General features: G+C 63.4%; 16 protein-coding genes, 1 tRNA gene and 1 other RNA gene. 15 read left to right on the forward strand and 3 right to left on the reverse strand.

Annotation, left to right across the window (positions count from 1 at the left end; translation table 11 throughout):
- Positions 1-328: 328 nt before the first annotated feature.
- The 3 genes from SINAC_RS06365 (at position 329) to SINAC_RS06375 (ending at position 5,038) form a co-directional block, all read left to right on the forward strand.
- Positions 329-1,381, forward strand: a complete 1,053-nt coding sequence (locus tag SINAC_RS06365; RefSeq protein ID WP_015244858.1) for a YybH family protein — start codon at positions 329-331, stop codon at positions 1,379-1,381.
- A gap of 674 nt (positions 1,382-2,055) precedes the next feature.
- The gene (locus SINAC_RS06370; protein WP_020465800.1) at positions 2,056-3,414 is read left to right on the forward strand and encodes a tetratricopeptide repeat protein; all 1,359 of its coding nucleotides are present in this window, start codon (positions 2,056-2,058) and stop codon (positions 3,412-3,414) included.
- Between the two features lie 874 nt (positions 3,415-4,288).
- Positions 4,289-5,038 carry an SDR family oxidoreductase gene (locus tag SINAC_RS06375; protein ID WP_015244860.1) on the forward strand — a complete coding sequence of 250 codons (750 nt, stop codon included), beginning with the start codon at positions 4,289-4,291 and terminating at the stop codon, positions 5,036-5,038.
- Positions 5,039-5,418: 380 nt separating this feature from the next.
- Here the strand turns inward: SINAC_RS06375 and SINAC_RS06380 are convergent.
- Positions 5,419-5,491, reverse strand: a tRNA-His gene (locus SINAC_RS06380).
- A gap of 403 nt (positions 5,492-5,894) precedes the next feature.
- Between SINAC_RS06380 and SINAC_RS06385 the strand changes: the two genes are divergently transcribed.
- The 7 genes from SINAC_RS06385 to SINAC_RS06415 all read left to right on the forward strand — a co-directional run bounded on the left by SINAC_RS06385 (position 5,895) and on the right by SINAC_RS06415 (position 15,845).
- Positions 5,895-6,896 carry a Gfo/Idh/MocA family protein gene (locus SINAC_RS06385; RefSeq protein ID WP_237722454.1) on the forward strand — a complete coding sequence of 334 codons (1,002 nt, stop codon included), beginning with the start codon at positions 5,895-5,897 and terminating at the stop codon, positions 6,894-6,896.
- A 211-nt stretch (positions 6,897-7,107) separates the two neighbouring features.
- A complete protein-coding gene (locus SINAC_RS06390; protein WP_015244863.1) occupies positions 7,108-7,461 on the forward strand; it encodes a hypothetical protein in 354 nt (117 codons plus the stop codon).
- A gap of 315 nt (positions 7,462-7,776) precedes the next feature.
- Complete coding sequence (locus SINAC_RS06395; RefSeq protein WP_015244864.1) at positions 7,777-8,205, forward strand: TPR end-of-group domain-containing protein; 429 nt, start codon at positions 7,777-7,779, stop codon at positions 8,203-8,205.
- A 178-nt stretch (positions 8,206-8,383) separates the two neighbouring features.
- Positions 8,384-9,211 carry a purine-nucleoside phosphorylase gene (locus tag SINAC_RS06400; protein WP_015244865.1) on the forward strand — a complete coding sequence of 276 codons (828 nt, stop codon included), beginning with the start codon at positions 8,384-8,386 and terminating at the stop codon, positions 9,209-9,211.
- 145 nt (positions 9,212-9,356) lie between these two features.
- On the forward strand, positions 9,357-12,227 hold the full coding sequence (gene ileS, locus SINAC_RS06405) for an isoleucine--tRNA ligase (RefSeq protein ID WP_015244866.1): 2,871 nt from the start codon (positions 9,357-9,359) through the stop codon (positions 12,225-12,227).
- A gap of 127 nt (positions 12,228-12,354) precedes the next feature.
- A complete protein-coding gene (locus SINAC_RS06410; RefSeq protein ID WP_015244867.1) occupies positions 12,355-13,464 on the forward strand; it encodes a glycosyltransferase family 4 protein in 1,110 nt (369 codons plus the stop codon).
- Between the two features lie 8 nt (positions 13,465-13,472).
- Positions 13,473-15,845, forward strand: coding sequence for an O-antigen ligase family protein (locus tag SINAC_RS06415; protein ID WP_015244868.1), 2,373 nt, complete (start codon positions 13,473-13,475; stop codon positions 15,843-15,845).
- 101 nt (positions 15,846-15,946) lie between these two features.
- On the opposite strand, the gene SINAC_RS06420 is transcribed toward SINAC_RS06415, so the two are convergent.
- Together SINAC_RS06420 and SINAC_RS06425 are read right to left on the reverse strand one after the other, a co-directional pair.
- The gene (locus SINAC_RS06420) at positions 15,947-17,317 is read right to left on the reverse strand and encodes a c-type cytochrome (RefSeq protein ID WP_015244869.1); all 1,371 of its coding nucleotides are present in this window, start codon (positions 17,315-17,317) and stop codon (positions 15,947-15,949) included.
- Positions 17,318-17,598: 281 nt separating this feature from the next.
- Positions 17,599-20,268, reverse strand: coding sequence for a M16 family metallopeptidase (locus SINAC_RS06425; RefSeq protein ID WP_015244870.1), 2,670 nt, complete (start codon positions 20,266-20,268; stop codon positions 17,599-17,601).
- A 380-nt stretch (positions 20,269-20,648) separates the two neighbouring features.
- Here SINAC_RS06425 and ffs point away from each other — a divergent pair.
- From ffs to rpoN, 5 genes are all read left to right on the forward strand, one after another.
- Positions 20,649-20,746, forward strand: an RNA gene (ffs, locus tag SINAC_RS37695) — signal recognition particle sRNA small type.
- A gap of 158 nt (positions 20,747-20,904) precedes the next feature.
- Positions 20,905-22,674, forward strand: a complete 1,770-nt coding sequence (gene dnaX, locus SINAC_RS06430; protein ID WP_015244871.1) for a DNA polymerase III subunit gamma/tau — start codon at positions 20,905-20,907, stop codon at positions 22,672-22,674.
- A gap of 58 nt (positions 22,675-22,732) precedes the next feature.
- Complete coding sequence (locus SINAC_RS06435; RefSeq protein WP_015244872.1) at positions 22,733-23,089, forward strand: YbaB/EbfC family nucleoid-associated protein; 357 nt, start codon at positions 22,733-22,735, stop codon at positions 23,087-23,089.
- 3 nt (positions 23,090-23,092) lie between these two features.
- Positions 23,093-23,698 carry a recombination mediator RecR gene (gene recR / locus SINAC_RS06440; protein WP_015244873.1) on the forward strand — a complete coding sequence of 202 codons (606 nt, stop codon included), beginning with the start codon at positions 23,093-23,095 and terminating at the stop codon, positions 23,696-23,698.
- A 219-nt stretch (positions 23,699-23,917) separates the two neighbouring features.
- Positions 23,918-25,357 (forward strand): RNA polymerase factor sigma-54, encoded by a 1,440-nt coding sequence (gene rpoN / locus SINAC_RS06445; protein ID WP_015244874.1) that lies wholly within the window; start codon positions 23,918-23,920, stop codon positions 25,355-25,357.
- Positions 25,358-25,394 lie beyond the last annotated feature (37 nt).

Genomic DNA, 25,394 nt, shown 5'->3' on the forward strand with positions numbered 1-25,394 from the left:
AACGGAGACGGGCGCAATACCCCTGCGGTTCCACAGCGCGCTGCAAGATAGCCGGTGTTAAATTCTTCCACAATGGCATTTTCCTCCGGGCTTTACATCGTTGAGCCGTCAGATCTGGCTCGCAAGTGATTTGGAAGGAGAAGACCGATCCAAACGTCACGGAGAGTCGGTGCTATCGTCGCCTGGCAATGCCGGTACAATCGAAGCGTGTCCGTAGAGTCGGCGGCCATTTCACCGTGCTGGCGCTCGACCGGTGAGTGGATCTTCAACCTACTGAGCCGGCTGTTGTGAGGGAGGCCGGTGTTTCGTAATATAAAAGGAGGAGAATGTGCCGAAACGCTTGGAACGACAGAGCGGCGTGAGACGATGGGGCACGCCATTGCTGATGTTCGCCGGCATCGTCATTGGGTTGGTCGCTGTCTCGCGAGCGACCTATCCGCAAGATGGGCAGAAGTCTCAGACGGCGTCTCCCGCCCCTCCCGGTGAGGCGGAGGTCCGCAGCCTACTCAAAGTGCTGAACAACGCCTACAACAAGGCCGACGTCAAGGGGCTCGCGGCGAGCTTCACCGAGGATGCCGTACTCATCAACCAGGATGGGGGGGAAGTTCGGGGGCGTGACGCGATCGGCCAGCATTATGCCGCAGCGTTCGGAACTGGGCCGACCTGCAAGATCTCGGGGGAAGTCGAGGCGATCCGCTTCCTGACCCCCGACGTCGCCTCGGTCGTGGGCCCTTTTCAACTTGAGGATGAGGAGGGCGCTGCACTTTCCTCGGGGCGTTACAGCCTCATCGCCGTTCGGAAGGGAGATCGGTGGCTGCTGGCCGAACTTCGTGACGGCACGACCTTGACTCCTGAGACGGTGGAAAAGGGAGGGCCGCTCCGAGAGCTCGAATGGCTGGTCGGCGACTGGGTCGACGAGGGCGAAGATGGCAAGGTCGCGAACACGGTGCGCTGGGACGAGGATCAGAAGTTTCTGGTTCGCAAATACACGGTCCAGATCGATGGCGAACCCGCCAGGAGCGGGACCCAGTGGATCGGCTGGGATCCGCAGGCGAAGCAAATCCGGTCGTGGGTTTTCGACTCCGAAGGAGGCTTCGGCCAGGGACAATGGACCCGCTCGGGCGACGCCTGGATCGTCAAGGCGGGCGGGGTCACGGGCGATGGTCTCACGACCTCGGCCACTCAGGTCATCGAGCCGGTCAACAAGGACGCGGTCAAGTTTCAATCCACCGACCGCATCGTCGGGGCGGAATTGCTCCCCGATATCGACGAGGTCCTGATGGTTCGAAAGCCACCTGCGACTGATGCCGAGCGGCCCGCGCCCCCTTCGGAGCGAAAAAGACCGGCCGAAGCACCGGCTCCCGAGAGCGAGCGGCGCTGACTTTCGAGCGAGCGCTGTGAATTTGGCGTCCTGGGTTCCAGCCACTCGGCGGCCCTCGGTTGAACTCGATCTGTCGTGCATCCTGATCCGTAAGCATCCTCGCGAGGGCCGTAGTGATGGGCGCCTTTGGGAAACTGGTCCTGGTTTTCGGCTTCTGTTTGACTTGCATGCAACCCTCCTATGGGCAGCGTGGGGGCAGTGCGGGGCGATCGGGAGGAGGGGCCGGAGGAGCCCGAGCGGGAGGGGCGCGCCCGGGAGGCGGAATGACCAGTCCGATGGGCCGCCCGAATGTGTCACGCCCCGCCGGTGGGTACGCGGGGGCAGCCTCCCGGCCCAACCTGGGCGCGGCGAACCGGCCCGCGCAACGTCCGAGCGCGACGCCCGGATCGACGAACCGACCTGGGACGGGGGGGATCACCCGCCCTACGCCCTTGCCAGGCGGTGGCAACCGCCCTGGTCTAGGCGGTGGTGGTATCTCGGGACCGGGAGCTGGGAATCGCCCTGGCTCGGGCGAGAATCGTCCCGGGTCTGGGATCAATCGTCCTGGCGTAGGTGATTACCGTCCAGGAGCGGGGATCACTCGCCCTGGCTTGGGCGAGAATCGTCCTGGGTCTGGGATCAATCGTCCCGGCATAGGTGATTACCGTCCAGGAGCGGGGATTAATCGCCCTGGCTTGGGTAACAATCGTCCGGGAACTGGGATCAATCGTCCTGGCGTAGGTGACTATCGCCCCGGCGGGGGGGGCTATCGGCCTGGACTTGGTGACAACCTCGGGATTGTCAACCGGCCGAATCAGGGGAACTTCCGCCCTGGCGGAGTTGGGGGAGGGGGAGGCGGTTGGTTCGGCAACAGGAACAATATTAACGTCAATGTGAATGTTAACAACGGTTGGGGTGGTGGTCGGTGGCCTGCGCAGGGGTGGGGTTGGGGGCGTCCCAACTCGCACTTTCACGGCCATTGGTATCGAGGGAGCTGGGGGCGAAGCCACTTCGGGAGTTGGGTCGGCCCGGTTGGTTGGGGGGTCGGGCCCAGGAGAGGGCCGATCCGCGTTTTCCCCACCTGGGGCCATGCGAGTCTCGCCGGCTGGGGGCTTGGCCCCTGGGCCAATGGCTGGCTCTACACAGGCTTCACCAACCCGTACTTCGTCGCTCCCGTGATCCATTCGACGGTGGTCGTGAATGCGCCTCCGGTTTTTGTTCCGGATTACAGCCGTCCCCTCGACCTGACCAGCATTCCTCCCGAGCCTGAGGGGACCGAACAGGATGACTCGACGTTCCTGGCCGCACGTGACTCCTTCAAGGCGGGTGATTTCGCACGCGCCTTGAGTCTTACCGACCTGGCGTTGCAACCGTTCCCCAACGATCCGGTTCTCCACGAATTCCGCGCCCTCTGCCTCTTCGCCCTGGGGCGTTATGACGAGGCGGCGGCCGTACTCTACGCCGTCCTGACGGCCGGCCCTGGTTGGGACTGGACGACCATGATCGGCCTCTATTCCGACGTCGAGACCTATACCGGTCAGATTCGGGCACTTGAGGCCGCCATCAAGGGGAACACGACGACAGCGTCGAAGCGCTTCGTGCTGGCCTACCAGTACATGGTGCAAGGCCATGTCGAGCAGGCACGGCAGCAATTCGAGGAAGTTGTCAAACTCCAGCCCAAAGACGAATTGGCCGCCCAGTTCGCCAAGCTGCTGGCCCCTCCCGGCGAGACTCCGGCCGTGGCCGAGACGGAGCCGGCGCACCAGCCCTCCCCTCCCCCGCCGGCCTTGGTCGGCACCTGGAGGGCTAAGCCAACGCCTGATGTAAGTATCGAGCTGAACATCCAAGCCGACGGTCAGTTCGCCTGGGACGTCAACGCCAACGGTCAGGCCGACTCGATCACTGGCGAGGCCGACTATCTTGACGGGATCTTGACGCTTTCCCAGGCCGAGGCTCCCCCTTTGGTCGGTAAGGTTGTCAACCTCAGCGAGAAGCAATTCGGCTTCGAGTTGCTCGGTGGTCCGCAGGCCGCGACGATCCCGTTCTCTCGTTGAGCGTCGCGCGGTTCGTGCCCCCTGATGTGAATAACTTCTTGGTAGGCCCCTCTTCTGGTGGCCTACCAAGGGGTTACGAATGCGACCGCCTCATCCTGGCGTTGCCAATCCGCTTGCAGGAGCGCTTGTCATCAAGGTTGTGCTCGCCTCTGGCAGCCCCCTCGGGCGACAATGACCCTATTGCTCGGCCCGGCCTTGGGGGTGAAGACGCCGCGATTTGTCGGTGGCAAGAACCGATGGATTGGGCCCTTTTTCTTTTGATTTTCTGTCCCGTTTCACAGGGCGGTTGCGTAGTGATGTCAGAGAGCTGTTAAAGCGTGGGTCCAACAGTGCTGGGTTGGTCGCGGTGAGGAGCATCACGATGGACGGGTCGCGAGCGAGAAGAACCAGGGGGCGGGCACGGCAGGTTTGGTACGCCAGCCAGAGGCAGCGCCGCTTTGCCCGGTTCCTGGGGTTCCTCCCGGAGTCCGTGGAACTAACCCGAATGTCGAGCAACTTGGCCCGTCCGGCCGCGTCATTTGCTGCGAGATCGGTCTGAACCTCGGATGTCCCCGCCCGAGCCGATGCCCTGGACAGCCCGGCAAGCCCATTCGCTTACCTCGCCGAGGCTTTCGCCGTCTCCCTGCTTACCTCGCTCCTGCCAAAGCTTCTCCATCCCTTTGCTTTTTCCCCACAATCGCCCTCCCCTTCCCTTTTTTGGGGATTGAACCGCTCCTGGGGCATCCTCTGCGGGCAGACAACTTGCCGATTGAGGACTCGTGTAAAGATCGTCGAGGATCGGGACAACGATTCAAGGGCCCGTTCCCTAGAATCCATCCAGATCCGCGGCGTTTGCCTGCGGCGGACATGTATCGATGCCTTGGAGAATCTGACAATGCCTGCCTGGGAAAGCAAGATCGAGGGGAAGGTCGTCGTCATTACCGGGGCCAGCAGCGGGATCGGCGCGGAGACCGCCCGGCTACTCGCTGCGCACGGAGCCAAGGTCGTCCTGGGGGCTCGCCGCGTCGACCGTTTGGAGAAGCTCGTCGCCGAGATCCAGGAAGCGGGAGGCCAGGCGCTGGCCCACGCCGTCGACGTAACCCAACGCGAGCAGGTGAAGGCGCTCGTCGACGCGGCCGTCGAGCACTTCGGCCGGATCGACGTGATGATCAACAACGCTGGCTACATGCCGCTCTCGCCGCTCGCCGCCGACAAAGTGGACGAGTGGGACCGGACCATCGACGTCAATATCAAGGGCGTGCTCTACGGCATCTCGGCCGCCCTGCCTCGGTTCCGCGCCCAGGGGAGCGGACACATGATCAACGTGTCGTCTGTTGCCGGCCATCTCGTCTTCCCCGGCGCGGCGGTTTACTGCGGGACCAAGTTTGCGGTCCAGGCGATCGCCGAGGGGTTCCGGCAGGAGGCCGGACCGACCATCCGGAGCACGATCATCAGCCCCGGTACCGTGGACACCGAGTTGGTCAGCCACATCACGGACGCCCAAATCGCCGAGCAAATCAAGGGGTACATGGCCATCGCGATCCCGGCCGAGGCGATTGCGCAGGCCATTCTCTACGCCATCCAGCAACCCCCGGCCGTCGACGTCAACGAAATCCTTGTGCGGCCGACTGCCCAGACGTTGTGAACCGCCGGTCCATTCTCAATCGCCGGAATAGAGCCGATAATCGGCGATGTGCTTGGCCTCCACGCGGACCATTCGCGTCGAGCGCTTGGCGCATCGTCTTTTCCCACTCCGTCAGCTCGTGCCCGACCTTCGGGGCCCTGGGGAGGGAGACAGCACAATGAATAATGACAAGCCCCTTGGGCTTATCGTTGACAACCCGTGGAAATGTTAGGTAATGGGTGGGAAGGTTGTGCAAGGATCATCAGCACAACCCTTGTCGACCACCAAATTACACCAGTACTTTGGTAGTACCGGTACGACTTGATTGGAGATTTTCAGGCCGTGCTGCTCTCGTCGGCAGATGCACTCAAGACATGGCCGACGAAAATTTTAAAAGACAGGGTGGATGACGGGATTCGAACCCGCGATATCCAGATCCACAATCTGGCGCCTTAACCGCTAGGCCACACCCACCGTCTGACGAGGAACCTAATATAAAGTTCGCGCAATCCTCCGTCAAGGTGAGCCGGATGAAACCGAGAAGATTTGGCCTCGAAGGGGGGCCGTTGCCCCGGAGTTCAGCGCCTCATGGAAACGAAGTCGTCAGTGATTTGGGAAATCACCTTGACTTGGTCGAGAGCATGGTACATTACCCCCATCAAGGGTGATGGCGGAACGTTCTCCAAAGGGGAGATTTGCACGTGCGGTCTCCCGATGGGACTCGTTTTCGCAACCTTCTCCAGAATTCCGGGATTAGGTCTTGACCGGCTGCGATAATCTCTTGACGCGGGATGGGGAGATTGCTGGTATGGGCCGCGTTAGTTTTTGATCCCGATGGTCGTGAGGCCAAAACGGTCAGGCGCGGGGGTGAGGTGGAATGGCAAGTTCAGCGCTCAGGATTGGGATCGTGGGATGCGGCCTCGCGGCTCGTGTCCACCTCGGCCGACTCCTCACCCTTGACGGGGTGCAGGTGGTTGGGTGTGCCGATCCCGACCTCGATGCCGCCAAGGCCCTCGCCGCGCTCGTTCCCGCCACGGGTACAGGGCCGGCCGCCATTGCCTTTGCCGATCATCGCGACTTGCTCAAGCAGTTGACTCCAGCCGCCTTGGCGATTTTCACGCCACACCTGGCGCACTACCGCCCGGCCATGGATGCCCTGCAAGCGGATTGCCATCTGTTCATCGAGAAGCCGCTTTCAACCAACGTCCAGGAAGCCGCCGATATTGTCGGGCTGGCCCGGGGACGGGGTCGGAAGGTGGGGGTGGGGCATCAGTATCGCTTGCTCCCCAGCCTGGTCGAAGCGCGTCGACGTCTTGGTTCAGGGGAGATCGGGCCGCTTCGCCTGGTCACGGCAACATTGGCTCAGGATTGGCTGGCCACGCATGTTGGCGCGGAGAATTCTTGGCGATTTGACCCCAAAGTTGCTGGCGGCGGAATTCTGGCCGATGCCGGAGATCATCTGATCGACGCACTTCTCTGGAGTACAGGGCAGGTGGCGACCGATGTTGCCGCAGTCCAGAATCGTCTTGAGTCGGGTCTCGACCTGGTGACTGCGGCGGCCATTCGCTTGGTGGACGGAACGCCGGTGACTTTGGCTGTATCCGGTGTTTCACCGGGTCCGCTCTTTGAAATCAATTTCTTCGGTGAACGGGGGAAGCTCCGGGCGACCGAGACGACCTTGCTCGAGCAACTTGGCGATGCGCCGGCGCAGACCGTTCCGCTCGCCGAAGCGACCGAGAGCATTGATGGTAATTTCATAGCGGCCGTCGCGAGCGGCGCGCCTCTATGTTGTCCGGCCGAAGAGGCATTGGACACGGTTCGACTCCTGGAGGCGATCGCCCGTTCGGCCGCGACCGGACAGGCCGTTCGACTTGCCTGAGACGTGGGCCTCGTGGTCTCCCTTCTTTTTGAAGGGAGATTTGCCCTAACCCTGGATTGTTGCTTGACAATGGCGCTTCGCCTTGACGACGTGTGTGGCTCCGCCCCTACCCTCTGTTTTCGGACGTCGGACGGGCGAGTCGGCTATTCACTTTGATATTGCGCGGTGTCGGGGATTACCCCGTAGATCTTTAGGACTGAGGACTGACCTCATGTGGGACCGTCTGGTTATGCTCGCGGAACTCGAAGAACCAATGATGGGCGAAGCGAAATGGACCGACCGTTTCGCTTCGTCTCCGGCTGCCCGGCACCCCGGCGACGAAGAAGAATTTGACGACGAGGAAGTCGACGACGAGGACGACGAAATCGACGACGACTTCGACGACGAGGATGATGACCTCGACGACGATTTCGACGACGAGGACGATGACCTCGACGACGACATTGATGACGAGATCGACGGTGAGATCGACGATATCGACGTCGAAGATGAGGATGATGACCTCGACGATGATGAGGACGAGGACCTCGACGATGCCGAGGATGATGACCTCGAGGACATCTGAGTCGGCACGCTCGGTTTTCTTCGAGCTCTAGTTTGGGGTCAGCTTCGACGATTGGGGCAGGCGCGAATTTCGCGCCCGCCCCCTTCTCTCGAGTGGCCTGGAACGAGAGCCGAATCTCAAATCTCCCGCCTTTTCCCGGCTGCGCCGTGATGGCCTTGGTGATTTCGCCGAACTTCTCCTTGTTGATTGCACCTTGTTCCGGCTATCCTTAAGTCATTGTCACCGGGGGAATCCGAGGCGCTTGCGACCAGGCCCCGGTTGAGCGATTTCCTTGAGGACGCAGACGGTCGGGACCGGGAAGGGAGCATCTCTGCGATGGCCGCACACCAGGATCGACCGAGCGACCCCTCCTCTGAGGGCCCGGCCCCCGAGACCACGACTCGGCGGCTTCGCGAGCAGAGCCAACTCGACTTTGAAATTGAATTTCTCGGCCGCGTTCTCGATCGCGATCCGTTCTTTGCTGACGCGCTTCGGGTTCATGCCAATAACCTGGCCGCCAAGGGACTTTACACACGGGCGCTCCAGATCGACCGCCGCCTGGTTCGGCTGATGCCCGAGCGTTCGATCCCGTGGTACAACCTGGCTTGCAGCTACGCGGTGCTCGGAATTACCGATCCGGCCTTCGCCGCGCTTCAACGCGCCCTGGACCTGGGGTATCGCCACCTCGAACACGTGCGCCGCGACCCGGACTTGAAGTCCCTTCGCCGCGACCCCCGGTTCTCTCGCTTGCTTCGCCGCTACTGAGTCGTTGGGATAGCGATCTTTCCCCGTTTGAGGCGGGACGAGACGCGACGTTCTGGTGACGTCCGGCTCATCAACGTCTTCCGGGGAGTCGTCGGGTTGGGGACGACTCGGGTCGGCGTCTCTCGGCCTTCGTCGAACCTGCCGATCCCGCCGACGCACTCGATCGCCAACACCTATCATGACGCACCACGAATGGGAACACGTTCAGGAAGCCACCCAGGCCGTCCGAACGCGATGGTCGGGTACGCCTCTCGTGGGCATTGTCCTCGGAACGGGTCTCGGGGCTTTGGCCGGGGAGATCGACGCCGAGGCCACCATCCCCTACCCTGAGATCCCCCACTTTCCCCGCTCCACGGTCGAAAGTCACAAGGGGCAGCTCGTCTGCGGGACGCTCGCCGGCCAATCGGTCGTGGCCATGGAGGGGCGGTTCCACCTCTATGAGGGATACACGGCCGCCCAGGTCACGTTTCCGATCCGGGTGATGAAGGAACTCGGGTGCCGCTACCTCGTCGTCTCGAACGCCGGGGGGGGGCTCAACCCAATGCATGCCAAGGGGGATTTGATGGTCATCGACGACCACATCAACCTCCTCGGCGTGAACCCGCTGATCGGGCCCAACGACGCGCGCCTCGGCGTCCGTTTTCCCGACCTCATCGAGCCTTACGATCAGGGACTCCAAAAGCTGGCGCTCCGGGCTGCGTTGGAAGAGAACATTGTGGCCCATCGCGGTGTCTACGTGGCGGTCACCGGGCCAAACCTCGAGACGCGCGCGGAGTACCGCTACCTGCGAGGGATCGGTGCCGACGTGGTCGGCATGTCCACTGTCCCTGAGGTTCTGGTGGCCGTCCACGCGGGGATGCGGGTCCTTGGCTTCTCGATTATCACCGACCTCTGCTTGCCCGATGCCCTGGTTCCGGTCAGCCTCGAAGAGATTATCGCGGTCGCTGAGGAGGCTGAGGGTAAGCTCAGGACGATCGTGCGACGTGTCCTGGAGCAGTTGACCTGATCGCTGGTTTTCGCCTGGATCGTGCCTCCGGGCACGATTCCGGTGAAGAGCCGCTCCCGACCGAATCGCGGCCTCTCCCCTTATTTTCCATCGAGCTTTCGCCACTCGCCGTGAAACAGCCGGCCTTCCCTTTGAAATTTTTGCCATGTCTGAAAACAGCAAGCCGTATAAAGAAACACTGAATCTCCCGGTCACCCGGTTCGAGATGAAGGCGAACCTGACCGTTCGCGAGCCCCAGATCCAGCAGCGCTGGCGTGAGGCCGATCTCTACGGCCAGATTCGCCAGGCCCGTGCCGGGTCGGAGCGGAAGGTTCTCCATGACGGACCCCCCTACGCCAACGGCGAAATTCACATGGGGCACCTGCTCAACAAGGTGCTCAAGGATATCGTCGTCCGCTCCTTGACGATGCAGGGGTTCGATAGCCCGTACGTCCCGGGGTGGGACTGCCACGGCCTGCCGATCGAGCACAAGGTCGTGAAAGACCTCGGCTCCAAGGCCGCCACGATGAGCCTCGCGGAGATCCGGACCCTCTGCCAGGCCGATGCGCTCAAGTGGGTCGACCTCCAACGCGACCAGTTTCGCCGCCTCGGCGTCTCGGGCGATTGGGACAACCCCTACCTGACGCTCGACCCCCGTTACGAGGCCGGCATTCTCGACGTCCTGGCCGACCTGCTCGCCGGGGGATACGTCTTCCGCCAGCTCAAGCCGATTCACTGGTGCATGAACGACCGCACCGCCTTGGCGGAGGCGGAACTCGAGTATCGCGACGAGTCGAGCCCGAGCATCTACGTCAACTTCCCGATCGTTTCCGGCGTGCCCGCCGCATGGGGCACGGGCCCCTGGCATGCGATGGTCTGGACGACCACCCCCTGGACCTTGCCCGCCAACGTCGCGATCGCTGCCCACCCGGACCTGAACTACGTCGGCGTCCGCTACGTCGATCCGGAGTCAGGTCAGGCTTTGCAGACGATCCTGGCCGCCGACTTGCTGCCCAAAGTCATGGCGCTTCGCGGGGTGACCGAGATCCAGGAACTGGGGCGTTGCCGAGGGAAGGACCTCGAGCACGCCCAGTACCGGCACCCGTTCATCGAGCGGACCAGCCCAATCGTCCTGGCTCAATACGTGACCGTTGAAGACGGCACGGGGTTGGTCCACACCGCCCCTGGGCACGGCACCGAGGACTATCAGACCGGCCGCACCTATCAGCTTCCCACCCTGAGCCCGGTCGACGGCTCGGGACGATTCACCGACGAGGCCCCTGCCGCGCTGGTGGGCAAGGGGGTCTTCAAGGCGAATCCGGAGATCATCGCCCTGCTCCGCGAACGGGGATACCTCTATCATGAGTTCTCGTTCGTTCATAGCTACCCCCATTGCTGGCGTTGCAAGAAGCCGGTGATCTTCCGCGCCACCGAGCAGTGGTTCATCGGGGTCGATCGCAACGACCTGCGCGCCCGGACACTCAAGGAGATCGACTCGGTCCGCTGGCTGCCGGGCTGGGGCAAGTCGCGGATCGACGCGATGGTGACGCTCCGCCCCGACTGGTGTATCAGCCGTCAGCGCTCCTGGGGCGTGCCGATCCCTGCCCTCGGGTGCAACGGTTGCGAAACGCAGGCCCTGACGGCCGAGACGGTCCGCCATTTCCGGGATCTCTTCCGCAAGGAAGGGGCCGACGCCTGGTACACGAAGCCGGTCGAGGAGATCCTCCCGCCCGGCCTGACCTGCTCGAAATGCGGTGGCACCGATTTCCGCAAGGAAGGGGACATCCTCGACGTCTGGTTTGAGTCGGGGGCGAGCCACCGTGGCGTGCTTACGGGGGGCTTCGAGCTCGGCTACCCGGCCTTCATGTATCTTGAGGGTTCGGACCAGCATCGCGGCTGGTTCCAGTCGTCGATCCTGACGGCCGTGGGGACGACCGGTCGCGCTCCGTTCCAGACGGTGCTGACCCACGGGTTCGTCGTCGACGACAAGGGCCAGAAGATGGCCAAGTCGGGTGGCAACGCCGTTTCGGCCGTCAAGGCGACCGAGCAGTATGGCGCCGACGTCTTGCGGCTCTACGTCGCCAGCATGGACTATGCCGACGACATCCGGATGAGCGAAAAAGGCATCAAGGAGATGTCGGAGGCCTACCGTAAGATCCGCAACACGTTCCGCTACATGCTGGGGAACCTCGAAGACTACGCGTCGTTCGACCCGGCGAGCGTACCCTCCGAGTCGCTCCACGAAATCGACCGCTGGGCGTTGCGCCAGCTCGACGAGGTGGCCTCGGACGTGAAGGGGGCCTACGAGCGGTTCGAGTTCTACCGGGTCTTCCAGCGGATCTACCAGTTCTGCTCGGTCGAGCTTTCGAGCTTCTATCTCGACGTGCTCAAGGATCGGCTCTACGCCGAACTTCCTCAAGGACCCGATCGCAGGGCCGCGCAGTTCGTCCTGGCGAAGCTGCACGATGTCCTGACGCGCTTGCTGGCCCCCTTGGTCCCGCATACCGCCGAAGAGTTGTGGGAGCTCATCCCAGACTCTCCGGCCAAGGTTCCCAGCGTTCACCTCGCCGCTTGGCCCGAGGCCGAGCCGAGCGGGACGGCGGCCGAGTCGGCGATCCCGTGGAAGGACCTGCTCGTCTATCGCGCCTTGATCTTGCGGGAGACCGAGTCACTGCGCAAGGGGAAGAAGATTGGTAGCAACCAGGAGGCTTCGGTCGAACTCTATACCGACTCCTCCGAAACGGCCGAGTTCCTCACACGCTATCGCGACCTGCTGACGACGATCTGTATCGTCGCGGAGATCGACGTCGTGCGCGTGGGGCAGATCGAGAACGTCCAGAGCGAACAAGGGTGGGTCGGGGACGAGACGCACCTCGTGGACCTCGAGCACCGGTTGGTGATCCGGGCTCTGAAGTCGCCGGCGGGCAAATGCGAACGCTGTTGGAATTTGCGGCCGACGGTCGGCCAGTCGGCCGAGCACCCTGGTTTGTGCGACCGCTGCGCAGGGGTCATGTCCGCCTTGAATTCCCAGGTCTAATCGAGCTCGGGCCAAGGATATTGTTCCCGGAGCGCTCCGTCTCGTCGTGACCCAAAGAGCAAGGGTGATCGCTTGCGGGTCATTTGGTTTTCTCCGTTGGCGAGTCGAAGCTCCGGGAGCAGTTGAAATGGTTTCGCGGGACACCTGGATCGTGGGCGGTGCGGGGCTGAGCCTGGTTCTGTTCGCCTTCGTCCTGAGTGCCTGGTTCTGCTCACTGGTGCGGCAGTGGGCGCCGCGGCTGGGGCTGATCGACATTCCGGCCGGGCACAAGGGCCACAAGATGCCGACGCCGCTCGGCGGCGGCCTGGCGATCTGGCTGGCCACGGTGGCTGTGCTTGCCCTGGGGGCGTCGGTAGCCGGTTTTGGCCGTGGGGCGCTTCCCATCGAACTGGCGAAGCATGTGGGAGGGGTCTGGGAACGCGCCGGAGAGCTTGGCACGATCCTCGGGCTGGCGACCCTGATTATGTTCATGGGATTGGTCGACGACCGGCTCACGCTCGGTTGGCGGCTTCGCCTGGGCGTGCAGGTTGCCTTGGCGACGGTGCTCGTCCTGTCCGGGATTCGGGTGACCCTTTTCTGGCCCTTCAACCACCCGGTTTTGGGGGGCGCCGTGTCGGTTCTCTGGGTGGTCGGGCTGACCAATGCGTTCAACCTGCTCGACAACATGGACGGGCTGGCGGCGAGCGTCGGCCTGATCGCCGCCTTGCTCTTCGTCGGGGCGCAGGTGGCGGTGGGAAGTCTGTTCGCGCCTGCGGTGTTGCTCGTTCTTGTCGGGGCGCTGGCCGGGTTTTTGGTCCATAATCGTTACCCCGCGCGGTTGTTCATGGGGGACGCGGGAAGCAACTTCCTGGGCTTCATGCTCGGGGCGCTCACGATCGCTGGCACCTACTTTCGATACAACGCCAAATCCTCGTCTTTTAATGTGTTGGCCCCTTTGCTGGTGATGGCGGTTCCGCTCTACGACACGGTGTCGGTCATCATCATCCGGCTTCGCGAAGGGCGGAGCCCTTTTGTGGGTGACCGCCGTCATTTTTCGCACCGACTGGTCGAGCGCGGCTTGACGCCACCGCAGGCGGTCCGGACGATTGATTTAGTAACACTCGCGGGGGGGCTCGGGGCGCTCTTGCTCCATCAGCTCGATGCGGTCGGGGCGTGTGTCGTTCTTGCCCAGACCTGCTGTCTGCTCGGGGTGGTGGCGATCCTCGAAGTTTCCCGCAACCCGTTCCGATCGGAGTGAGTTCAATCATGGCCAGGAGAAGCCCGAGGCCAACCGTACTTCCGAACCCCAGGTTGGATCGGAAGGGGCCGGAATCCCTGTCGGATGACTCCGACGCCGAACTGGCGGCCTGGCTGGGCGAACGTCTCCGGCGGGTGGCACTCGGGCTGACCGTCGCCCTGTTGACGGCCCGCGCCTACTGGCCGAGCGAAGTCGACCCCAAGGCCGAAGGGGGAGCCGGTCTCTACTGGGACCTGGCTGTCTTGCTCGTGGTGGGGCTCGCCGTCGCTGCCGGATTGGTCGGTGGGGTCGTTCGGCTTCGCTGGTCGTGGACCGATGCCGCGGTGATCGCCTTGATCACGCTGGTCGGCCTCAGCGCGGGACAGGCGTACGACCGCCGCCTGGCGATCAATCTCGCCTGGGACTGGGGTGCGGTCGGCCTGGCCTATCTCCTGGTGCGGAACTTGCCGAGGACGCGCTCGGAGTCGGTCGTCGTGGCCGGTGCTTTGGTGGCGACTGCGGTCTCGGTCGCCGTCTTCGGGCTCTACCACGCTGGGGTGGAAATGCCGCAGACGCGAGCGTACTACCTGGCGCATCGCCTCGAAGTTCTCAAGCAGATGGGATACGCGCCTGGCTCCACCGCGGCCAAAATGTTCGAGGATCGGCTGAATTCGACCGAGACAATGTCGACGTTTGCGCTGGCCAACTCACTGGCTGGTTTTCTGGTCGGCCCACTCGTCTTGATGGTGGCGGTCGGCTGGGAAAACCTGATCCGCCGGGATGGGCGCAGGTCGCGTCTGGCAAGCCTGGCGCTGGCGATCCTCCCGGCCTTGGCGATCCTCGTCTGCCTGATCCTGACCAAGAGCCGAAGCTCTTACATCGGCTTCGCGGTCGGCCTCCTCGCCCTGGCCTGGTGCGAACGGCGAAGGGCTTCGAAGAAGACCTTGCTCCTCGTTGCCTTGGGTGGCCTCGTTGTGATCGGCGGCCTTGTCTCGGCGGGGCTGGCGACCGGCAAGCTTGATCGCCAGGTCCTGACCCAGTCGCCGATGTCGCTTCGCTATCGTCGGGAATACTGGGTCGGCGCCTGGCGGGTGATCACCGAACGCAAAGAGGTCTTCTGGGGAGGGCGTGGGCCGGGCAATTTCACGGCCCCCTACCTCCGTCATAAGCTTCCCGAGGCCAGTGAGGAGATTTTCGACCCGCACAACCTCGTGCTTGAGGTCTGGTCGACGGCGGGCGCCTTGGCGATGGTCGCTCTTGTCACCGGGCTCGGCGTCGCTTTTTGGAACTTGCTCCGCACTGCCCCCGCGTCGGTGGAATTGCCGGTGGAGGGAGCTTCGAAGCCTCTGTCCGCTCTGGAATGGCCGAGCGATCCGCCACGTCGGACGAATTGGCTGCTCGTCTGCGCTGGGGGCGGCTGGGTCTTGGCGTCGGTCCTGGGGACGCTGAACCCGTTCGAGGGCGACATGCCCAACCGCTGGTTGATCCTCGGTTTGGCCTGGGTCTGGGCGGTCCTGTTCGGCCTGCAAGTCTGGCGGCGGGTGCCGATCTCGGCGGTCGGGTTTGGGGCAGGCGCTTTGGCGATTGCGATCAACCTGCTGGCGGCGGGTGGGATCGGGATCGCGGGGGTGGCGCTGATGCTCTGGTCCTTGATCGCGCTCGGTCTGAATCTGCGCGAGGATCGGCCGTGCGGTCGGCTCCGAGAGCCGGGCGGTCGATTCCTTGGGTTTGGCCTGGCCCTGGCCTGGGCGGCCCTGCTCGGCACGTTCATCGGGGCCATCCTCCCGTTCTGGCGGTCCGAGGCTGCGATCGCCGAGGCCGACGCCGCCCTTCGCGCCAATCCTCCCAAGTTTGAAGTGGCTGAGGCCGCTTACCGAGAGGCCTATAGCTTCGACAAATACAGCGCCCGACCGTGGCTTGGCCTCGCGTTCGAGAAGTATCGCGAATGGGAGTCGCGCGGAGCCAAGCCGGAGGACATGCGCTGGAAGACGATCCCTGCCTCGATGGTTGAAGCCGTTTCGCCTCCTCGTAACCCGAATTCCTGGACCTTGCACCACGAACGGGCCAAGGTGACCCGGCAACTGCTCAACCAACTCGGGGACAAACTCAAACCGGGCGAGCTCACGACGTATCGCGCGAACATCGTCGAGGCCACCCGACGCGCCTCCCGACTCTATCCGAGCAACGCGACCCTCCATGCCGAACTGGCCCTGGCGAGCGCCGAGATTGGCATGTACGGCGATGCCGCAAAGGAAGCTGAGGAAGCCTTACGCTACGATGGGCTCACGCCGCACGCCGATAAGAAATTGGCCCCGCTTCTTCGCAAACAGATCGAAGCCGAGTTGCCAGGCTGGAAGAAGTCGGCCATCAGCATGCCTGCTGGCGGAAAGATGCCGGAATAGGAAGGAGTCTTTCGCCTGGGAAGTTTCGCTCGCCTGCATAAGGCGAGCGTTTCTTACCTTTGCTTGGGGCGTGATCGTGGATGGCCCGCGTTCGGACGCGGCTATCGCACGCGTTGCGGACGCCTTTGCACTGCGACGGAGTTCAAGGAAGGAGATTCCTCGTCGAAGTCAATGAATCCAATCATCATTTCGTCAAAGGTTTGTTCGCCCCATCGCACAGCGACGCTGGGATCGGGATTGGCCGGGTTCTCTTCTGAGTTGTCGAAATGGGCCAGGCAATCGATCCGGGTTCCCGCCGGCATCGGTTTGGGCTCGGCCAGGCGGTAGACGCTCTGCCAGCCGAAGTCGTAGGCGGGGACTGACAAAAGGACCTCCATCCGGCCGTCGGGATAGGTGGCCGTGTAGCGGAAGTCTTTTCCACGTAGGTGCATGTGTGGCATGAGGCTGAGCAGTCGCGCGTCCTTAGCGAACCGGTAGGAGGAGTGGACCGGATGATTGGCCGCGCCTGGCGGAAGGAGGAACTCCTTCTGGCTGATCCCCTTCGTCAACGCGCGTCGGCGGATCGGGCCTTGGGCGAAGACCAATCCCACGGACGATTGGTCGTTCTGCACGGTGCCAATCGGCGTGTAGTGGATCTCGATGTCGAGCTCCGCCCCCGCCGGGAGGTGTTTCGCGGTCCCCGGAGGAAAGATCGAGGGGAGGTCGCCGGGAGCGTAGCAGACCAATTCGCGGACCTCGTCGCGCAGGCGATGCTCCTTGGGCCGATCGTCGGCCAAGAAGACGCAGATGTGATGGACCACGGCGCGGTTGCCCGGGCGCGCCTCGGCCGCCTGGATCCAGTGATCCTCGGTGAAGCCGGTGGCCACCCGGAACCGCTGGTAGGAGAGGACTCCCTCCGCCACCACCTCGTAAGGCTCGGCCATGGTCAGGACCAGGTCGGGTGAGCCGATCGCCCAGCCCTTGGGGAAACTTTTCTTGGGAGGGAGATCCTTGAGGTCGCCCAGTGGCGTATCCTGGTCGATCCAGGCCAGCAAGGTGGCTCGGTCTCGAGGAGAAAGGCTCCGATCGTTCAAGAAATGGCCGACCCTCGGGTCAGCGTGCCAGGGGGGCATCCGCCGACTCTCCACCGCTTCGCGAATCGGTTTGGCCCAACGCCTGGCCTGGTCATAGGTCAGCAACGAGAAAGGGGCGACCTGGCCCGGGCGATGGCACGACTGGCATTTCTCTTGGAAGATTGCCGCGACGTCCGACGCGTAAGTCACCGGGCCCACCGTAATGGGCGTCTCGTCGGACTGCAACTCCTCGACGAGCTGCGCCGGAACGGGCCGGATTCGCATTTGTGCCCCGACGATGCTCCGGCCTGGGACGACGGCGGCCTGATCCCCTTTGCCTCGCGCAAGGATCAGGCCAAAGCTCGCGACCGTGACGAACCCGAGCGCGATCGCTACTCGACGTATTCGCCTGGTCGGCATGGGTTCACCTGGAGATCTCGGTCAAAGGAACGTGCGGGAACGGAGTGATTTCCCTTCCACAGCGTCGAGGTTGTGGTGACCGAGGTGAGGTCTGGGGGGAACCGTGGGCTTCGTATAGCAAATAAGCCGTTCTACGGAAAGGCCGATCGACCAGAACGCAATGCGCACCCGATCGGGGCACCAGCGACGAGGAATTGGAATTATCAGGGGCTGAGGGAAATCGGGCCGGGCCGGCCGTGCACTGGCTCGGCCCAGGCCGATGATGGGAACTCGCGCTCGGCTCACGCACACTCAGCGCTAGGACGCTGGCGGCGGCGGATCGGTCCGAACTCGACGCGGATCAAGGCGGCGGGGTCGAGATGCGATCGGGCGGCTCGGCGGACCTTGGCCGTGCTCACGCGCGAGATCCGTTCGGGCCAATGGATCGGCTCATCCAGCGGCAAGCCCCAACGCTCCAACTCCATCAGGCGCTCGGCTCGTTGTTCGACGGTTTGGAAGTCAAACACCCAGGAACCGGCCAGGTAGCGTCGGGCGCAGTCGACCTCGTCATCCGTGAACGCACCTTCGTGCATCGCCCGCACCTGCTCGGCGATCGCGGCGACAACGCGGTCGGCCTCGTCGGGCATGGTGCCCACATAGACGCGAAAGAGGCCGGGGACCACGTCGGCCGTGTCGGTGATACCGCCGCCGACGGAATAGGCCAGCCCCAACTCGTCGCGGAGGATCCGGCTCAAGCGATCGGTGAACCCTGGCCCACTGCCGAAAATATGGTCGAGGACGGCCAGGGCGTCGAAGTCGGGATGGTTGCGCGGAATCCCGAGGTGGCCCAGGACGATGTGGACCTGTTCGCCCGGCTGGGAGATGCGGCGAACCCGGGGCCTGGCCGACCGGACCAGGCGAGGGTAGTCCTCGAGACTCCCCCCGCGTGGCTTCCAGCGGTCAAAATGTGTTTTCACCAGGCTCGTAAGCTTTTTGGGGTCGAAGTCGCCGGCCGCGACCAGGAACGCGTTGTCAGCCGCGAAGTGATTGCGGTGATGGGCTTTGACGTCCGGCAGCGAGAGCCGGGCGATGTCCCGGCTCGAGCCGCGCGGGTCGCGGGCGTACGGATGGTCGCCATAGACAAGCCCACGGAAGATCAGGTCAGCACGGAAGGCCGGGTCCTCGCGGTCGCCCTGCAATTCGGCCGCGATCCGCCGCTTCGCCCAGGGGAAGGCCTCCTCGGGGAACGACGGGTGAAGCGCGACGTCCGCCAGAATCTCGATCGCCAAGGGCAAATCCTCAGCGCGGACCCGAAGCGAGACTCCTGTGGAGCCGACGTCAATCGTGCCCCCGACATCCTCAATGGCTTCGGCGAGAGTCTCGGCTGGTCGCGACTTCGTCCCCTCCTCAAGGAGTCGGCCTGTCAGATAGGCCAGGCCGGGCTTGGTCTCACGGAGTAACCCGGCGTCGACGAACAACTCGAGCGCCACGATTCCGGTTTCGGGCCGGCGCTCGTAGATCAAGCGGAGGCCGTTGGACAGCGTGGTCCGCTGCGGGCTGTAGTCGGTCAGCCGCGAGTTGCCGTTAGGGATTTCCAGTAAGATCGGCCGATCGGGGCTAGGGTCGGGTGCCGTCCAGGTCACCTCGGGGACAGTCTCGGAGGGGAGCAGGACGGTCATCGTCCGCCCCGAGCGGGGCATGGACCAGCCTCCCGTGAGGCTCGAGTCGACCAGATAGGTGGAGGCTACCCGGCGAATGTCGTCGGGTGAGACGGCCATGGCCGCGCGGTGCTCGGCCTGCCAGGCCCGCCAGTCGTCCCAGAGTGCCACATTTCCGAGCCCGGCCGCCAGGCCCGCCAGATCCTCCTGCTCCCAACGCCAGGCGGCTTCCAGGCGATGCCGCGAGCGCGATAGTTCTTCAGGAGTCGGCCCCTCGTCGGCGAGCTCGGCGATCAGTTCGGCAATGGCGTGCTCGATCCGCGCCGGTTCCACGTCGGAGGCTGCTTCGACCTGCAAGAGAAATTGTCCGGCCCAGCGTGCATCGTCCTGGCCGGTCTCGACCCAGGTGGCAAGTTTGCGGCGCTCGACCAGCTCGTTCCAGAGCCGGGATCGACGCCCGCAGGTCAAGAGATCGGAAAGGACGTTGAGTGCCGGCCCGTCGGAATGGCCTCTCGGGACGCTGTGCCATCCGAGCAGGCCACGGGCCACCGACTCGGCGTCGACCAGTGTGAAATCACGCCGGCCCATCTGGCGCGGCTCGGTGAGCGGAGGAGGGAGTCGCTCGTCGACGCCGGGTCGCAACGGTTCGAAATGGGCCGAAACCCGATCGAGCGCACGCTCGGGATCGATGTCGCCGACGATCACGAGCACGGCGCCGTCGGGGCGGTAGTGCTGGCGATAGAAGGCGCGGAGATCCTCGGAGCCGATCCGCGCCAGGTCGTCGGGCCAGCCGAGGATCGGGTTGCGGTAGGGATGCCGGAGGTAGGTGAGTGCCAGGTGAGTCTGGTCCAACCGGCCCATCGGTGAGTCGAGGTCGCGGGCCCGCTCTTCGCCGATCACGTGGCGCTCGGCTTCGACTTCGCGCGGGTCGAAGGTCGCCCCGCGCATCCGGTCGGCCTCAACCTCCAGGGCCAGTTCCCAACGATCCGACGGGAAGGCGAACCAGTAGTGGGTGCAATCTTCGCCCGTCTCGGCGTTCGATTGGCCGGCCGCCACAAACGCGAGCCGGTCAATTTGCCCCTTGGGGAATCGCTCGGTCCCCTTGAACAGCATGTGCTCGACGAAATGGGCGAGCCCGGTTTTTCCGGCTGGCTCATCGACCGACCCGGCCGGGTAGTAAAGGTCGCAGACCACGACGGGGGCGTGGGTTCTCGGGAGGACTAAGGCTTTAAAGCCATTGGCAAGCGTCCGTTCGAAGACCGGCAAGTCCCCCACCCAGGCCGGTGATGGGCGGGCGGTCAATCGTCGGGCCATTGGCTGCCCCTTTCTCGAGGCTGAGTGACATCGATGGCGACCGGAACCCAGCGTGGGTCTCGAAGACGCCCGGCTGCGCCGGCCGGCAATAGCCTTTCGGATGGATCGAGAAGAGCGGCCGTCTCGAGCTCCCACCATGGGTCAGGAGACACCCGCTCCAATAGATACGCAACCCTATCCAACTCTAATCTTATGGTATGGTCATCAAGTTGGCCGTCAATCGCAAGGTGCATGCCCCGGAACCGAAAATCGATCGTCAGGGCTTAATGAGCATACCCGCGCAATCTTGGTCTTGCATGAGAGAGCCTAATCCCCCACAATGACGAAGTCTGCCGGGCCAACCGCCAAAGAGTTCAAGATGGCGGGGGTCTGGGTGAGCCGGGGGGGACCCGGGCAATGGGGGCTTGCGAACCTGGTCAGGCCGGGAACGGAGCAGCCATAAGCATCGCCTTCATGTGCCCGGGAGAACCTCCCCGGCTCTCCCAGTCCCCTGCACTTTTTTTGTTGATCTCTTTGCTTTGAGAAGTTCAGCCCGGTCGCGAGCGATCTCTCAAAAAAAAGCGGGCATTTCGCCCATCTCCCCAAGGCCCGACGGAGCGTGCCTCCTGGCCCAGCGCCAGTCCGGCCAAGCCGACAATGCCCCAGCCGGCCGATCCTTCGAGCTATACCGTCGTCGCCCGACGCTACCGCCCTCAGCGGTTTGAAGATGTCGTCGGGCAAGACAATGTCGTCGAATCGCTCCGTAACGCGATCAAGCTGAATCGGGTCACCCATGCCTACCTGTTCTCGGGGACCCGAGGCGTCGGCAAGACCTCGATTGCCCGGATCTTCGCGAAATGCCTTAATTGTGTGAAAGGGCCGACCGACCAGCCCTGCCTGCAATGCGATATCTGTCAGGCGATCGCGACTGGGGAGGACGTCGATGTTCTTGAAATCGACGGTGCCAGCAACAACGGCGTCGAATCGGTGCGCGAGCTGAGGCAGAACACCGGGCTCAGGCCGAGTCGGGCTCGATTCAAGATTTACTATATTGACGAAGTCCACATGCTTTCGACGGGGGCTTTCAACGCGCTTTTGAAGACGTTGGAGGAGCCTCCGCCGCATGTGAAGTTCTTCTTCGCCACCACCGAGCCCGGCAAGATTCCGGTCACGGTCCTCTCGCGCTGTCAGCGTTATGATTTTGCGGGGATCACCCCCGAACAAATCGTTGCGACGCTCAGCGACATCTGCATTCGCGAGCAGATCCAGGCCGAACCCGAGGCGCTTCAGACCATTGCCCGCCGCGCGGGGGGCTCGATGCGTGACGCCCAGTCGCTCGTCGAGCAACTGCTCTCCTCGGCCGGCGAACGACTGACCGTCGAGGCGGTTCACCGCCTGCTCGGCACCGCCAGCGACGAGCGGATCCTCGACGTGCTCGATGCCCTGGCCGACCATGACTCGGGCGCGGTCCTCCGGCTCGTGGACGCGGCGGCCAACCAGGGGATTCAGCCGACCGACCTGCTCAACGGGGTCATCGACTTCCTGCGCGACGTGATGGTCCTCTCGGCCGGAGCCGACCAGACGGTGCTGACGGCGACACCTCGCCAGCGCCCTCGGCTCCAAGCGGTCGTTGACCGCTGGCCGCTCGACTCGATCCTGGCCGCGCTGCAGATCCTTCCCGAAGCCCGCTCCAAGCTGCGCGGGAGTCCCCACGGCCGGACCATCATTGAAGTCGGCCTGGTGAAGGTGGCGCGGTTGGAGAACCTCGCTGAGATCAGCGATTTGGTCGGGCGGCTGGTTGCGCTGGAAGGGGGGCTGCCGCCGATGGACCCCTCGCAGACCCTTGTAAAAAAAAAGTTAGCCCCGCCTGATCCTGAGCCTGCATCGCCGTCGATTGCACGCCGCGAGCCTGTGCAGACTCCCCTTTCCCCTCCTCCTCCCCCAGAGCCTGAAACCTCTCCGCCGCCATCCTCGCGTCGCGAGGAGGCGCATCCCCCCCGCCCTTCTCTTGCTTCGCCCCTCATTTTGAGCGAGGTCCTCGCGATCTGGCCCCAGGTCGTCCAGAAGGTCGGGCTTGGGCTGGGGAAGGGGTTGAGCCAGGTTGCGCCCACGGCGATTTCAGAGCCGGACATCCTGGTCATCGGAGTGCCGCCGAGATACAATTGGGTCGTCGAGGACTGTGGAACTCCGCAGTCTCAGGCCAAGATTGAGGAGGCTCTCGAGAGCCTCTTGAACCGGCGGGTTCAGCTTCGATTCGAACGCTCATCCAAGGAAGTTTCTTCCGCATCTCCGACGGTCGACGCGGCCCCTAATCGGCACGACGAGGTTTCCGATGACCCCATGGTCCGCAAGGTCGTCGAGCTTTTTGAGGCCCGTCCCGTCCTGATGGAAACCGAAGAAGATTTGACCCGCACTTCCAGCGCCTGATACTCGTATTGGAATAGGGCGGGCGACGAGTTTCGCGAACCAATGAAGAAGGTTTGTCGTGTTCAATAATCTAGGCAACCTCGCTGACATGATGCGGAATGCCGGGAAGATCCGGGAGACCGTTGAGAAGGCCACCGAATCGCTCGGCCAGCTCCAAGTCGAAGGGACCGCTGGCGGCGGGGTCGTCACGGCCAAGGCGAACGGCCGTCTTGAATTGCTCGCGGTGCGGATTGACCCGAAGCTTCTGGCCGACGGCGATGCCGAGCTGCTGGAAGACTTGGTGACGGCCGCCGTGAACCAGGCGCTGACGAAGGCCCGTGAGGCGGCCGCGCAGTCCCTCTCGTCGCTCGCGGGTGGGTTTCCGATCCCTGGGTTGTCGACTCTGCTCGGTCCAGGTGGCGGCGGAGGAGCCTGAGCCATGGCGGGTTACTCGGGCACGGTTGACCGGCTGATCGATGCGTTCGGCCGCTTGCCGGGCGTGGGGGCGAAAACCGCCGAACGTCTGGCCCACCACCTCCTCAAGTGCCCTGCCGAAGAAGCCTTGGCCTTGGCCGATGCGATTCGCGATGTCCGGGAACGGGTTCGGCATTGCCAGACCTGCTACCACCTGACGGAAGCCGAACACCCCCTCTGCGGCATCTGTCGCGACCCCAGGCGTGACGCGTCGGTCGTCTGCGTTGTCGAGCAACCGCGCGACCTGCTCGCCCTCGAGAAGGCGGGCACGTTCCGAGGCGTCTATCACGTGCTGCTCGGCCGGCTCGCGCCTTTGCAAGGGATGGGCCCTGACCAGTTGACCCTCCCCGCGCTTGAAGCCCGCGTCCGTTCCGGGACGATTCAGGAGTTGATCATGGCGACCAACCCGAACCTCGAAGGGGACGGCACCGCGCTCCTGGTCGCGAATCGATTGGCCGACTCCGGGGTCCCAATCACACGGCTGGCCCGAGGCCTCGCCTCGGGAAGCGTCCTGGAATTCGCCAATAAAGAAATGCTTGCTGATGCAATTAACGGTCGCCAGCGTTTTTGAGGAGTTTTTGAAATTTTTCAGGGGGATAGTGTGAGCGGCGAGCGGATGGCATTATAATTGCTGTGAGTGAGGCCGTGAAACGGGATGGTGGGACAGAACTGAGCCGCGTTGGCCTCGGATCAGACCTCTCTGGGGTTCTTGTCTGCCTGGAAGTGGCCATCGCGACGTCGTTGCCGGGATTGCCCAATATTCCTCTCTTCCACGACGGAAAGCAGGACCATGCGTCTCGATACTTCCCAGCAGATGCGTACCGATATGCGCCTCCGCATGGCGCCTCGCATGATCCAGTCGATGGAAATTCTCCAGTTGCCGCTGATGGCGCTGCAGGAGCGAATTGACCAGGAATTGAGCGAGAACCCGGTGCTCGTCGACTTGCGCGACACCCCCGCGCCCGAGTCGGACAGTGAAGAGGCACCCGCCACCCCCGAGGAGCCCACGACGACCGAGTTCGAGGCCGACGGCGGCATGGATGGCCAGGACGACTGGTCAGAACCGTTTGGGGAGACGCACCGGCTCAGCCGAGCCGCGATGAGCGAAGAAGCGGATCGGAAACATGACGCGATGCAGAACATGGCCTCGCGGCCTCGCTCGCTTCATGACGACCTTGACGATCAGCTTGGCTTCCTCGACCCCGAGCCGACGGTCCGCACCCTGGCTCAGTACATCATTTTCAACCTTGATGAGAATGGGTATCTAAACCACGACCTCAGCGAGATGCTTCGCGACTATGGTGGCGACGCCACGATGGCGCAGGCGGAAGAGGCGCTTCGCCTGATTCAGAAGCTGGACCCGCTCGGCGTGGGGGCCCGGAATCTGCGGGAGTGCTTGCTCCTACAACTCAACCAGGATATCCCGTCGCGCGAGATCCTCCAGGTCTTGATCTCGAACCACCTGGACGACCTCCAACAGAACCGGCTCCCCGCCATCGAGAAGAAGACCGGGATCCCGATCGACGACATCAAGGAGGCGATGGAACACCTCCGGCGGCTCAACCCGAGGCCGGGCGCACGTTTCGCTCCGGAGAGTACGCAGTACGTCGTGCCCGACCTGATCGTCGAGGCCAACGAGCATGGCGAATACGAAGTCCGGCTCGTCGACGAGCACACGCCCCAGCTCTCGATCTCGCGATACTACCAGATGCAGCTCAAGAACAAGGCCACCGATGCTGCGGCCCGCGAGTTCATCCAAAAGCGGATCCAGTCGGCTCGTTGGCTGATCGAGTCGATCGAGCAACGGCGCAATACGCTTCTGAAAGTCGCTCGAGCGATCATCGATCACCAGAAAGATTTTCTCGACAAAGGGCCCGAGTTCATCGAGCCCTTGAAGATGCAGCAGATCGCCGACCGGGTTCATGTTCATGTGACCACAGTGAGTCGGGCCGTCGACGATAAGTGGGTGCAGACTCCCCGGGGAATTTTCGCGCTCAAACGCTTCTTCGGAGGCGGCACCACCACCGCCGACGGTGAAGAAGTCGCCTGGGATACGATCAAGCAGAAGCTGCTTGAGATCATCGCCAAGGAAGACAAGCAGAGCCCTCTCTCTGACGAGGAGATCGTCGAGGAACTGGGTCGGCACGGCTTCCCGGTGGCTCGGCGCACCGTGACCAAGTATCGCCGGACCTTGCGCATTCCCTCGAGCCGTCAGCGCAAGCAGTTCTGACGAAGTTGGGCCTCCTTGAGGCTGCTGATCTGATCGC

This window comes from Singulisphaera acidiphila DSM 18658, assembly GCF_000242455.2.
GTDB lineage: Bacteria > Planctomycetota > Planctomycetia > Isosphaerales > Isosphaeraceae > Singulisphaera > Singulisphaera acidiphila.